Annotated in this window: 11 protein-coding genes; 3 read left to right on the top strand and 8 right to left on the bottom strand. The window is 48.3% G+C overall.

What is annotated here, in order from left to right; genetic code table 11:
- Positions 1–10 precede the first annotated feature (10 nt).
- From KP707_RS08250 to KP707_RS08265, 4 genes are all read right to left on the bottom strand, one after another.
- A complete protein-coding gene (locus tag KP707_RS08250) occupies positions 11–205 on the bottom strand; it encodes a hypothetical protein (RefSeq protein ID WP_080951486.1) in 195 nt (64 codons plus the stop codon).
- Between the two features lie 232 nt (positions 206–437).
- Positions 438–743, bottom strand: a complete 306-nt coding sequence (locus KP707_RS08255; RefSeq protein ID WP_046901391.1) for an integration host factor subunit beta — start codon at positions 741–743, stop codon at positions 438–440.
- A gap of 39 nt (positions 744–782) precedes the next feature.
- Positions 783–1,736, bottom strand: a complete 954-nt coding sequence (sppA, locus tag KP707_RS08260; RefSeq protein ID WP_211502774.1) for a signal peptide peptidase SppA — start codon at positions 1,734–1,736, stop codon at positions 783–785.
- Positions 1,737–1,804: 68 nt separating this feature from the next.
- Complete coding sequence (locus tag KP707_RS08265) at positions 1,805–2,269, bottom strand: MucR family transcriptional regulator (RefSeq protein WP_046901389.1); 465 nt, start codon at positions 2,267–2,269, stop codon at positions 1,805–1,807.
- A gap of 423 nt (positions 2,270–2,692) precedes the next feature.
- On the opposite strand from KP707_RS08265, the gene KP707_RS08270 reads away from it, so the two are divergent.
- A complete protein-coding gene (locus tag KP707_RS08270) occupies positions 2,693–3,739 on the top strand; it encodes a UdgX family uracil-DNA binding protein (protein ID WP_338085317.1) in 1,047 nt (348 codons plus the stop codon).
- A gap of 31 nt (positions 3,740–3,770) precedes the next feature.
- Entirely contained in the window at positions 3,771–6,017 is a 2,247-nt protein-coding gene (locus KP707_RS08275; RefSeq protein ID WP_046901387.1) for an FUSC family protein, read from the top strand.
- A gap of 338 nt (positions 6,018–6,355) precedes the next feature.
- On the opposite strand, the gene KP707_RS08280 is transcribed toward KP707_RS08275, so the two are convergent.
- From KP707_RS08280 to KP707_RS08295, 4 genes are all read right to left on the bottom strand, one after another.
- Positions 6,356–6,592, bottom strand: a complete 237-nt coding sequence (locus KP707_RS08280; RefSeq protein ID WP_211496959.1) for a hypothetical protein — start codon at positions 6,590–6,592, stop codon at positions 6,356–6,358.
- Between the two features lie 161 nt (positions 6,593–6,753).
- Positions 6,754–7,047 (bottom strand): transposase, encoded by a 294-nt coding sequence (locus KP707_RS08285; RefSeq protein ID WP_211496960.1) that lies wholly within the window; start codon positions 7,045–7,047, stop codon positions 6,754–6,756.
- 705 nt (positions 7,048–7,752) lie between these two features.
- Positions 7,753–8,832, bottom strand: coding sequence for an IS5 family transposase (locus KP707_RS08290; protein ID WP_211502776.1), 1,080 nt, complete (start codon positions 8,830–8,832; stop codon positions 7,753–7,755).
- 82 nt (positions 8,833–8,914) lie between these two features.
- Positions 8,915–12,187: a hypothetical protein gene (locus KP707_RS08295; protein ID WP_215769411.1), complete on the bottom strand. Its 3,273-nt coding sequence runs from the start codon at positions 12,185–12,187 to the stop codon at positions 8,915–8,917.
- A gap of 181 nt (positions 12,188–12,368) precedes the next feature.
- On the opposite strand from KP707_RS08295, the gene KP707_RS08300 reads away from it, so the two are divergent.
- Entirely contained in the window at positions 12,369–13,376 is a 1,008-nt protein-coding gene (locus tag KP707_RS08300) for an SEL1-like repeat protein (RefSeq protein WP_211502778.1), read from the top strand.
- The last annotated feature ends 47 nt before the right edge of the window (positions 13,377–13,423 follow it).

A 13,423-nucleotide genomic window follows, 5' to 3' on the forward strand; every position in this document is an offset into this window, starting at 1 on the left:
ACCGCCGCGCTCACCCGCGGCGGCCATGCCCCGTGATGCAAACATGTTGGGCTGCACTGGACCGGAAGACGGCTTCCCCGACAGGCGCAAAGCCATTTCCATGCCTGGAATGAGTGCTCTCTACATTACTCTTGAGAACAATTAGCCCCAACTGGGAATGATAGCAGGGCGTGACAGTGGCCCGACCCTTCTGATTCTGTAGCATTTTTACTGAAGCTGCTTTTTTCAGAGGATATCCTGAGGCAGCTTTTGCCGAGGACGTCGCGGCACAGCACAGAACCCCTATAAAAATCGGGATTATCCAGACAGATAATGAAGGGGCTTTCCACATTGCCCCACAATAGCGCACGACGCTTCTCAACGCGTGCCCGAAAGCATCAGCTCCGCTTTTCTGCTTCAAACAGCGGCATCCAGAACACAGGGAACAGAAACTCCTGTCATTCTGCCGTGGCTGACTTGGTCGCGCTTTGATTCACACGCTCACGCAACTCTTTTCCCACTTTAAAGAAGGGAACGCTTTTTTCTTCGACAGAAACAGTGTCTCCAGTGCGTGGATTCCGACCCGTCCGCGCATCTCGGCGCCTGGGAATGAATGCGCCGAACCCGCGAAGTTCAACACGATCGCCTCGCGTCAAAGCTGCACTGATTTCGTCAAAAATGGTGTGAACGATCCGTTCGATATCCCGCGTCAGAAGGTGAGGATAAATCGTGGAAAGCTCTGCAATAAGTTCCGATTTGGTCATGACTGCAGCCTATCTGCCTCCGCCCATGAAACTGGCTTGTCAGGGTTGCAGAATCGCAACGGCCCCGTCAAGGCTGCTGAGGGTTAATCGCCCTTCCAGCATCTCCGTAAAGCCTGAGCCAAACACGCCTTCGAGCATGGCCCGTTTGCGAGGAAAATCATACCAGTGTCGCTTGGTTACAGAGAGCAACGGCATCACCGGGTACTGTGCGTCTCCAATTTTCAGGCGCTGCCTGAGCCATTGCCGAGCAGTGTCTTCGTCTCCCAACTCGTCGATCAGGCCCAGGCTCAAAGCCTGACGACCCGTATAGGCCCGACCGTCTGCAAGGCTTCGCACCTTGTCTTCAGGCATGTGCCGCCCTTTAACGACCATGGCGACGAACTGATCGAAGAGATCATTGACCAATCCCTGAAGCATCGTGCGCCCTTCTGGCGTCAGATGACTTGTGGGATCAGTCTGATCTTTCATGGCGCCAGACGTAATAGCAGCAACATCAATGCCGACACGCCCTAGCAGCGGAGAAAGATCGGGCCGCTGCAGGATCACACCGATCGAGCCTGTCAGCGTGGAAGGCAATGCCACGATATGCTGTGCTGGAACTGAGAGCATGTAGGCGGCAGACGCACCCATATCGCCCATCGTGACGACAACAGGCTTTACCTGTGCAAATTTCTCGATCGAATCGTGCAGACGTTCCCCGCCCGTGACACCGCCGCCCGGACTATCAACAACCAGCAAGAGTCCGGTCACTGAAGAAGATTTCTGCGCTTTGCGAAGAGCCGTCGTGATCTGGGAAACGTTGTTTCCGATCACGCCGTGAATAACCAGACGCGCAATGTGCGGACGCGCATCCAAACTGGAAACAGTTGAGTGGCTTTTACCAACAGCGATAATAAGCGCTGCAAGAAAAAACAGAAGCGCAGCGCCCCTCCAGAGAAGGAGGCGCTTGCTGTTAGCCATTGATCGGAGAAGCGTCTCTGCCTCTAAACTCATGAAACAGTATTCTCCGACCACATGACAGATAGTGCTTTTTCAGAAAGACAATTCCAGCGAGACGGGAATTAGTCCTGCTTCTTGGACTGACGCGTCCGGCCAGTTTCTTTCTTGCCTTCGCCTGTTGCGCTGATCTTGCGACCCAGACCGATTTCGCGAGCCAGAGCCGAGCGACGCTGTGCATAGTTCGGAGCAACGAGCGGATAATCGGACGGAAGACCCCAACGCTCACGATACTGCTCTGGGGACATATTATAAGCGCTCTGAAGGTGACGCTTGAGCATCTTCAGTTTTTTGCCGTCTTCAAGGCAGACGATGTAATCCGGGAATACTGAACGCTTGATCGGCACAGCAGGCTGCGGACGCTCTGGCTGCGGCTCTTCCTGTGGAGCACCAGCATTTGCAAGAGCTTCATAAACCTGGCGGATCAATGCCGGGAGAGACGCCGCATCCACATTACCCTTGGAAACCTGTGCAGCAACGATCTGCGCTGTAAGCTCCAACAGATCCGGGTGGGATGTATTCTCCGACATAATATCTTACCTTCCATTCAAAATAGCATTTTTACTATGCTCAACAGCGTGAAATCATTCTGCCGAGCCTGTTTGCAGAATATATACCCAATACCACCGAGATAGCCACTCAACTTTAATACCAAATTGACCACACGTTCCTTAAAAAAGAAGTAATCACTTCAGAGCGTGTTTCGGAATTCGCTAATTTTCTTTCCGGGAAGCCTTATGCAAACCGTTGACGCTACACTCTGTTCACCAAGTGATTTTTCAGGATGGCGAACACAATCGCGTAATTTCCTGAGCAAGCGAATCCCGGGGTCTTCGATCACTTGGAGTATTAGAGCACCTGCCGCTCTTTACGCAGCGAAAACAGATCGGGATTTACCTGACACTCCCTCCCCTTTGCGTCTGCCCCGAAAATTTGCGGCCCTGATCCCGTCCGTGTTTGCATCCGATATCCCGGAGAGATTTGATCTTCTCTATCGCGCCCTGGAACATATCCAGGAGCACGGAAGCCCACGTGAGACAGACATCACCCGGTTTGAGCAGATTGCCAGCACCGTTCGAGCGCAAATTCTTGAATTGAGAGACGCGTTCCCACAGAACCGGATAACAGACTGGCAGATCATTCGAACACGCCAAAAATTACAGCTCATAGACAGTCAGAGATACCCTCTCATCAGACTGCGGGTTTCCCCTTGGGTTCTCCTTTCAGACGAGACGACCCTTTGCTGGGACGGGCACAAGTACCGTGTTGGACCACCTATTGATGAGGCAGGACAACCAGAGGCAGATCTGATTGATCTTGCACAGAAAACTTCGACCGCCGGGAAAGACAATGCCTTTTGGGCCAACCCGGCCACAGTGCATGTCACACCTGATCTGAAGGAGATTGAAAAGACGTCCTCTTTGTCAAACCTGCGGTCCCTCGCCGTTGATTGTTCTCTCTGTGATCTTTGTCACCACGCGTCACGCACCGTTTCCGGAGAAGGCACGACGCAGGCCCAGATCCTTTTTGTCGGCGAGCAACCGGGAGATCAGGAAGATCTTCAGGGACGACCGTTTGTTGGCCCAGCCGGACAACTCTTCGAGCGCGCACTTCAGGAAGCCGGGGGCAGTCGGGAACAGGCCTGGATCAGTAACGCGGTCAAACATTTCAAATTTGTCCGCCGCGGTGCAAGACGCATTCATCAGAAACCCGATGCGACAGACGTAAAATCCTGCGCCCCGTGGATCACAGCTGAACGGCGTATCCTTCAGGCAAAGGTTACAGTTCTGCTCGGCGTGACCGGAGCAAGTTCCGTTCTTGGACGACCCATCACTATTTCACGGGAGCGTTCCCGTTACATGACTTTGGACGATGGCAGTACTGGCATTGTGACCGTCCATCCCTCTTACCTGCTCAGAATTCCGGATGAGGACAGCAGGACACGCGAATACACAAAATTTGTCGCAGATTTGAGAATGGCCATTTCCGCTCTCGCCTAATTGACGGCTTCAGGAGTAAGAAAGCCGCACAATGAGTGGCAGTACTACGTCAACAGGACGTCCGACTCCGAACAGTTCCCCATCAGGTGCAGGTGCGTCAGCCGCTCTGCGGCCCAGGGTCAAGCTGCCCCTGTCATGGATCTATGCGCCATCCGCAGCGACCCTGACTTTTGCTCTGCGAAATACATTCGCAGCCTGTCTCGCCATCGGAATTGCCTTCTGGATGGAGCTGGACAGTCCCGCATGGGCCGCAATGACTGTCTGGGCTGTTGCACAGGCGACCCGTGGTGAAAGCCAGTCCAAAGCCAAATGGCGTATCATTGGAACAATTACCGGAGCGGTCGCATCAATTGCGTTGATGGCTGCCGCGCCTCAGGCACCCTGGCTCTTCTTCCCCATGATCGCCGTCTGGATTGGCGTGTGCAGTGGGCTCGCAACATTCGTAAGTAACTTCCGCTCCTATGCTCTTGTTCTCGCAGGATATACCTGTTCGATCATCTGCATGGATGCGGCTTCCGATCCGGACAATATCTTCACCGTTGCCGTTTCCAGAACCACTTACATTACCCTTGGCGTTCTGTGCGAAGCCTTCATGGGTCTGATCTTTGCCACCACTCAGGAACGGCAGGCCCGGATCCAACTGCGCCAGAAGCTGGAGTCTGCTCTGGTTCTCGTTACGAAGACGCTTACGAGTATTCTCGGTGAGGAACGCGGCGCCCTGAATGCAGCACGCAGGCAGTTCGGCACCATCCTCAGCATTAACGACCAGATTGAATTTGCAGAAGTCGAGATGGGCCCGCATGGACACGAAGGTGACCATGCCCGTGCGGCTCTGGCCTCCGTATCAGCCCTGCTCTCTCGCGGGTTCGGTATGGCAATGCGCCTGCAACTTTTGAACCATGACCACCCTGCCTTCACGCAGGCCGCTGATGAGATCCTCTCGTTTCTGAAGGATTTCCCGAAGCGTATTGCAAATACTGAGTCCGTTCCGGATCTTTTGGCAGAACTCCAGCATCTCCGTGATGTTTGCCGCCTGTATGCTGCACCGCACCGGATTACCGATCTGGAAAACAGCAATGAACCCATTCCGGGAACAGACCCGTTCGATCTACGCCTGAATGAACAGGACACCGAGACACACCTCGATGAACGCGTTCTCTTCATGTCACTTGGGGAGCTACTCGGAGACCTGGAACTTGCCATCAAGGAATACGAGGCCAGCACACACTCTATTCCAGGCGATCATTTTCATTTTCAACGCCAGACCCACCGTGACACACGCGAAGCTATTCATAATGGCCTCCGCGGAGCATGCGCCGTTCTTGTTACGGCCCTGATTTATGAGATCACAGCGTGGCCAAGCGGACTTGGCTTCATCGCCATTACAACGCTGGTCTGTGGCCTGTTTGCGACCAAAGAAAACCCAGTCCTTGGGACTACGGAGTTCCTGAAAGGAGCACTGGTCGCTTACATTGTGGCCTGGATACTTGTCTTTGTGCTTATGCCCAAAGTCACAACGTTTGAAACCCTGACGCTTTTCCTAGGGCCGGCCATGTTCCTTGGCGGTCTGGCGAAAGGCAACCCCTCCACTGCTGGCGGCGCGGCAGCTTACGGCCTTCTTCTTCCTGCCATGCTTGGGTTGGAGAACCATCACGTCATGAACGAGGTGGCATTTTATAACGGCAATATGGCCGTCGTTATGGCTGTGGGCATCAGCGTTCTGGTTTTCAGGACAGTGTTGCCGTTCAACAGTTCTGATGAACGGCTGCGTCTCCGCAGAATTATGCTGGCTGAGTTGCGCGGCCTCGCAGATCCCGCACAGACACCACAAATCAGTATCTGGATCGGCCGTAACACGGATCGTTTCGCACGTCTGATCCGTCATGCTGGCCCCACCCCTGCTCCGCTCATCGAAGCCTGTATTCTGGGGACGCTCGCCACACTCACGCTGGGCCTGAACATTATTCGCCTACGAACCTTGCTAGACCGCGAATACCTTCCCGACAGTGCGAGACGCCCCATCCAACTGGTGCTCCATTACGTTGAGCAGTCTACCCGACGCCATGATAAGGCCGCTCGCGTCGCCAATGCGGCGGTAAGACGACTGCGCGCACTGGATGAGCATGAGACAGATCTGGTCACGCGACTGGAAATGACGCGGGCAATCACTTACCTCGTCGTTATTGCTTATACGATGCAAACGAACGCAGACTTCCTGGATGCCAGCCGCCCCTTTAGAGGCGAGCGCAGCCATCTGAAAGTACAAGAGTCCCGTTAGGCGACAAGAGAAGTACGCTTCTCACATAGCTTGGGAATTTCGAAGATTGCAGAGCGATTACAACCCACTCTGATTTGTTCCCAATACCGCGACACAACCCACACTCCAAGACGGAGGATAGTCTTCGTAAGGGTTAAGGTCAGATACACATATCTTAGAAATCATGGCGGAGAGGGTGTCAATCGATTTTTCTAATTATATAATTATTATCGTTTTTGTTTTTTTGATTAGACGTTGGGAAATACCCCTAATCATACCCCTCAATCTTTAAAGCTATATCAAGCGTGGGCACCAGAGATCACATACAAGCGATCGGATTTTGCTTCCCTTCCAACAAATCACTGCGGGATTGCCCCTGATGGAACATCGAAAGACGATCCAGTTGCGCGATGGGCAGCCACTTCACGAGTTTCCTCAATATTGCCGCCGCCAGGCTCTGGATCAGATCTCTTATCAACGTGACCTAGGTCATACAGCGCATAGATATTCTCGATAATTTTTAATGTCTCTCGTTGATTGCCATGTTTGTATAATTCATCCGCAAGGGCGATAAGCGCATCTAATTGTGGAGGCATAAATTCAACTTTCGATGTGTCAAAACGTTAGCAAATGAAACGCTAAATAATATTTTCCATAAAATGCGTTAAAATCTCGTTAAATCAAGCCTGCAATGGTCATAATTTGGCCATTTTTAACTTCAGAAACGTTTTGAATTATATGTACAATTTGACTGAAATCATTGCAAAATAAGTATTTTCTGTTCGACGTAGGTTACGTTGACAAAAGACATGATCCAGAGCCCGGCGGCGGCAATATTGAGGAAACTCGTGAAGGGCAAGGCGGCCTTGTCGTAGCGGGAGGCGATGCGGCGCATTTGCTTGGGGTGATTGGACATCCGCTCGATGCGGTTACGGTCCCTGTAGCGCTGCCAGCCTATTTTCTGTGGAGCACTGCGGCCGTTGCGCGATGGAATGATCGGCAAGATCCCATGCGTCAGCAGATTCTGGCGGAAGCTATGACCGTCACCCAATCGGCCAGCATGGTTTTGGAGCTCGGAACAGCCAGTTTCGTCAGGGATCTGTGGCTTTGTAATCCTAGACCTGCCCTCCCGTAAGGATAAAGCCGAGAGGGTATCTCTGATTGTCACATCGGGAATAGATTTTGCCCGTAAAGCCGCCGCGTAATCGACTTAAAGCCTCTGAATGAGCCTCCTTTTTGCGCCCGTAGCCTGTGAATGGGCAAGACACAGTGGTGCTGATCATATGCTGCCAGTCATCGATCAGACCAAGGTATACTAGGGTTTGCAGCAGGGCATTCCACATGCCCTGTCCGGCCCAACCGGACATAGACAGAGCTCCGCTTGCTGTAGCGGCTCATACATATTCCGCCAGGCACAACCTGTGCGCAGAACAGCAGCATACCATTGAGAAACAGGCGATTGTCGCCGGCTGGGCGGGGCTAACGCCCGCGTTCAGGCGGCAGAAGAGAATCAATCATCGACCATTCCCGATCCTTCAGATCGCCTCGCACCATCCCTGTTCTCTCCGTCCATTATCCCACAGGCAGGAAAGGAATCGGATATCAAAGTGATCGTATAGAATTTTTGTCAACGTGGCCCGATAGATGGAAGGTTCGAAGAACCCTTGATTGATTACCCTTGCGCCTAATTTCTGGTCTCTGGTCCTGATTTTCACTCTGCGTTTTGAGCAGAGAGAGGGTTTCATGCTCTGGATTGCTACGCGGCGGCGTTAATCCGCTCCAGGAAGAGAAAGCGGCGCATATTATAGACGATATTGGCCAGCCCGATCCTCATGGTGGCCCGCGTTAAGCCTACGGTTCGGACGAACAGTCCCGTCTGTGATTTCTGATCGGCAAAGACATGCTCGACGCGAGATCTGATCACCGACTTCCCTGCGTTGGATCTCTGGATATGGCGGGGCATAGGCCTGAGATGCGGCTTTTTCCTGTGAACCTTGGAGACAAAGCCCTGCTTTTCCATGAAGTCCTCATTGGCTTTTGAGCGGTAGGCTGTGTCTGCCCAGACCGTTGAGGATGTATTGTTTTTATCAAGCAAGCCCTCTCTCAATCGCGCGCCGTCACTGGCGGCGGCATCTGTCGTCTTCCATTTACGGATCAGCCGAAATTTCCGATCGATGGAGATGTGCGACTTGTAACCAAAAAACGGGATGGCCAGATCCGTTGCGGGGATATTCCCGTCTTCCTGTCGCTTCGCTTTCGTGAATTTCAGGGTACAGCGCGCATGCCTGTCCTTGTGGGACAGCTTTGCCGGTTTATCCTGCCAATCCTGTGGGATCCGTCCTTCCCGCAGATCAGTCTTTTCATCGTTGGTATTGCGCTGCTTCGGAGCCGCTACCAGCGTGGCATCCAGGATTTGGCCTGACATCGGCAGATAACCAGCGTTACGCAGGGTCGCATCAAAGCGGTTGAACAAAATATCAATTACTCCCGCCTGCGTCAGACGCTCCCTGAACAGCCAGATGGTTTTGGCATCAGGCACACGCTCCGACAGCCCCAGGCCTAAAAAGCGCATGAAGGAGAGACGGTCATTGATCAGGTATTCCGTCCGTTCATCGGGCAGATTGTTCAGCGTCTGGATCACCAGGATTTTGAACATCAGCACCGGATCAAACGGCGGACGACCGCCTTTACTGCCTTCTGCATAAGCCAGCGCTTTATCCAAATCAGGACGAAATGCTTCGAAATTCACAGCCCGGGAAAAGGCTTCGAGCTGATCACCAAGCCCGCTCAAACGAGAAAGCCGCTCGTCAACATCAAAGAAACCGGGCTGTTTCATGTCGCCACTCCTGCAATAAAAACCGGAGAAATGGAATCACAGAGAGGGCCTCAAAACCAAGAGGTTTTAAGAACCCTCCAGATCACACTCCTAAGGTGCGGGTATCTACACTGATAGTTGCCAAATGATTGGAGTGGTTGGTCATTATTACGGAATGCCCTACCCCTTGCATAATAATTGAACTACCACCGAGAGTAATTATAGCATCGTCATTATTATAAGATAATAGTGACGCTCCAATATCTTTGTTAACTGTATTTATATTAAAACTATAATTTCCGCTTTTTGTATGCATTTCAGATATTCCATAAATAAAATCTTTTGTTATATTATCAAGAGTAATATTCATGTATGATTCTTCACTTCCCGCACTCATGTCAGCTGTTAGCGCGCCACCCCACTGTTCAATATCAGATTTTTGTCCACCAGCAGTAAAATTGGTCGAGCCACCCTGAATAATAATTTGAAGTTGTTCGTCGTCATCATCCGAACCTGCTGTCGCATTTAGTAGACCGTTACTTGTCCAAATCTGCTGTGAACTTCTGCCACCATAGACATTTGTTTTCTGAGAGATGTTATCAGACAACACGATGGTCTGTGATCCTGCATTTTCTCCATCCCCGTACACACTTGTGGCATCATAATTTCCTCCAACAAACAGCGTTTGCTGCCCTGAGCCTGCATGAATTTCCACTTGAGCCGTGGGATCAGTTTGTTTGGTTGGATCATTCCATTCAATGACACAAAGATTTTCAGCGCCGCCATGAATAACTGTAGTTCCTGTAACGTAGTTTTGATCAATAGCAACTAGATCTGTCGAAGTTGCAGAAGAGCCATTTATTGTAACATTTGAGCCATTGTTGATCCACGTCACTGTTGACTGCGTCGAGTAGTTAATGGTCGTATTAGAGCCATACTGAGTGTTAATTAAGGAGCTACTGTCACTACTATTTCCTATAAGATTGGGATCATCCTCGCCTTTGATATTTGCATTAACAATTGTATTTGCGGAACCTGTCCAAACAATGGACTTATTTCCTGTAATAATTGAAGTTGTGGATACATGGCTTTCAGCCGAAGAATTCATCACGATTTGCGCGCCATAAGATTTGGAGGCATCGACACTAATGCTATGCCCATTAGCCAAGATGAACTGCTCTCGTCCATCTTGCAAAATATAATTCTGTCCATCGTTCAGAGAATTATACAGACCACTTCCTATGACATTGACTTGACCAGTCCCTGAAATATCGTAAGTTATATTTGATAAGCCCCCCTTTAAATCAAGCGCAGAAAATCCTAAAAAATTGACATTTTTTGTGTATGCGTCGAGATTAATCATTTTTGTGTAGCCATTATAGGCAAAGGAAGTATTTGCTAACGTCGTCGAAATACCATTTTCATCGGTTACAGTGGCGTTAAATGTTGCCACACCGCTATCGACAGCAGTGTTCAAAAAGCAGAGACTTGAGAGAACGGAGCTCAAATCACTTGCTGTACCAGTGGCAGTTAGCGTTTGACCATCTGATGAGATGGTCCCGGATTTGTCCAATAAGGACAATTTACCTGCGGTAGATCCAAGTTTAACAGTTAAAATAAGGTCACTCTCCCCAAGAGAGTCCGTTATTATTGGATCCGACATAAAATTATACGTACTACCATACGATAAAGTACTAGGAGTTTCTATTCCAGAACTATATATATATTCAGAAGGAGCGTATCTTATTGAAGTATTTCCAATAATGCTGCTACCATCCTCACTGACAAATTTCAGGGAAAGGTTTGCTATACCGGACGTACTAGCGTCATCTCTGATTTTAAGAACACTGAGAACATTCGTCAGCTCCTCCGGTGTGCCGGAGTATGTCAGAGTTTGAGTATTGTTGCTAAACGTACCATTTTCGCCAGTAAGCGTAAGGCCATGCACTCCACTGAGTGTGAGAGTCATAGTTACAATGTCTGATGTCGACGAGGCATAGAGGGCAGGAGCATCATAGATCGTCGAAGTGCCCGACATTACGTTGATAGTCGGCTTAATACCGGTCATAATTAGACTAACACCCGACGCCCCAACTACCTCGAGTCCTTGTTCAGAATTAGTTGGACTGGCACTAAAATTTTCACTTACCCAAGCTGCTACAGCATTAAGGCTTTCAGTATTCGACATATTTGAATCATATGTGTTAGTATTTTTACTTGAAGTATAATTTTCAATGATAATTTGACTAGGTGAGGCGTTGTCTTTTATTAATTTTTCAAGCATTTTCTCAATACCTTCGAGATAATTGCTTGTATATTCACTACCACTATCAGTAGAGTAAGGACCAATGATAATTGAAGTTCGTAAACCTTCAGATGTGGCCCACCTAATCTGCGATTCTAMAAAATTTTGATAAGTTGTCCCCGCCTCTCCATTGGCGGAAAACCAAGACGGTGTGAAAGTATTAAAAAAATTTGCGGGGGTATCGAAAGAAAGTCCTCCACTATAGAGAGCTGCATCTCGATAAATTTTCCAATAATCTGATGTAGAGAAGTCTTGACTATAATCAGCATCCAATCCATTGTAAGTAAAAATAGGAGCAATATTCATGACCCCGCTAGAACGGGCGTCTTGAACATAACTTTTCCAGGCATTCAGGTCATTTTGAGTCCATTCGTCTCTAACATTCACGTTTCCTTCCGTTGGTGAAAAGCCATATTTTTGGTAGAGATAATAAAAAGGTACGCTCGAGAATGCAGCACCATTTTCAGGTGAGAAAACATAATTAGTAGTAGATCCACCTCCAGTAAAAGATGAAGATGATACAACCGGAATAGAGTTTAAATTTTTATCCATTAAACTCGAAATAGAATTTATATCTGTATTACCTTTCAAACTATCGTCTATAGATTCTAGTTTTAGAACAACTTCATTATTTGACCCTATGTTATAATAACCACCAGAAGAAGAAGAAATATATCCGTTTTTATTTGCCCCTGTCTGCCCTAATACATAACCAGGCTGCCCTGGTGAAGAAAGTACTTCATATTGTTGCCCATTGGAGGCAGTGTATATATCACCAACTTGAACTGTAATATTACTAGAAGATGTATTTTTTATTGTAACTGTTCCTTGAGCATAGCCAGAACTAAAGCCAAACTCTCCAACGCCAGGTGCAGATTGATCAGAGGCCATCTCGGCACCCAAGGTTCCCATGTACCCCGCAACAACAGCTGAATATATCCCATTCAGGTGCCCATATAGTCCCACATTAGCCGCCAACATTTCGTTAACGATACTCTGCTCTAGAAGGCCATCAAGGTTTATTACACTGCCAATAAAAACAGACGTATATTTTTTATTGTTTTCTATCATTATTAACTGCCTTTTATTAATACAATTGATAATTACAGCTATGAATTGTATAAAAAAATTCAGTTAACAAAATTATAATAAATCAAAAAAAAATTATTGTGAGGAATTTTCCCATTAAAGAAATATAAATATTTATTTGAAACATTATAATTCCATCAACATATTTAGAAAATAAAAACATATGATATTGGAATTCATAAGAAATGCTTATATTTCTCACTTATCCAAAAAAATTGATTCTGAGACAGTCCCGAATAAATTTGTTTTGCGCACCTTGCATAAATTAGCAAAATATGGAGCACCTACTGCATACCTTCGCTTAGGTGAAATATACCTTCGTGGCGAAATAGTGCCACGGCATTTACCCACAGGTATGCTTTGGTTAAAAAAGGCGGGCAATGCTGGCTATTCGCGTGCGTGGGGTTTGATCGCGAAAGCGCGGGCATCGGGGGGCTCATTTGAGCAGATCGGCGACCTTTATACAACTGATGACAGTGCGCCAATAGATCTAGATGAAGTTTTGGATTATGCGATTAAGGGAATGGAAGGTGGTGATATTCCCAGCGCCGGCTTTTCGGCTCAAATCTTATTAAGAATGCGAGGGCTGAGAAATCAAGAATGTCGCAAAATAGTCTTGAAGGCAGCCCAAATGGGAGACCCTTGGTCTCAAGCTTTAGCTTCTCGAATGGCCAGTGAGGGCATTACAGCATATTTTTTGCCAGGGATGACAGCACAACAAAGCGCAATTGAGTGGTGTCATCGTTCAATTAGCATTGAGATTCAGGACCCCTTTCCTTACCTCAACGCTGCTCGATTAATGTCGTGTGGCATTGTACCGGGTTCGTCCGATTCTGCCCGGAAGCTGATGAAACGTGCAGCTGACCTAGGACATAACGAAGCTAGAACCCAATATGGCTACCAACTCCTATGTGAGGGCAACACCCTTCATGGCGTTTCCTACCTTCAAAAGGCATTTTGGGCTGGAAGCGGTGATGCTGCTACAATTTTGGGAAATTTTTATTTAAAAAATTTAGAATCAGAAAACAGTCTTGCCGTAAAATGGTATATTCGTGCCGCAAAATTAAATCACGCTGGAGCAATTAAATTGCTAAGTGATATTTTAGATAGAAAAAAACTTAATTTACACGATAGAAATACTGTATTTTATTTTTTAAATAGATTAAATTAAAAATAATCGCTATATTTATGCGTAAAAATTTCTACTTCTGATCTAGT

The organism is Gluconobacter sp. P5E10, assembly GCF_018812145.1.
In the GTDB taxonomy this organism is placed as follows: Bacteria; Pseudomonadota; Alphaproteobacteria; order Acetobacterales; family Acetobacteraceae; genus Gluconobacter; species Gluconobacter cerinus.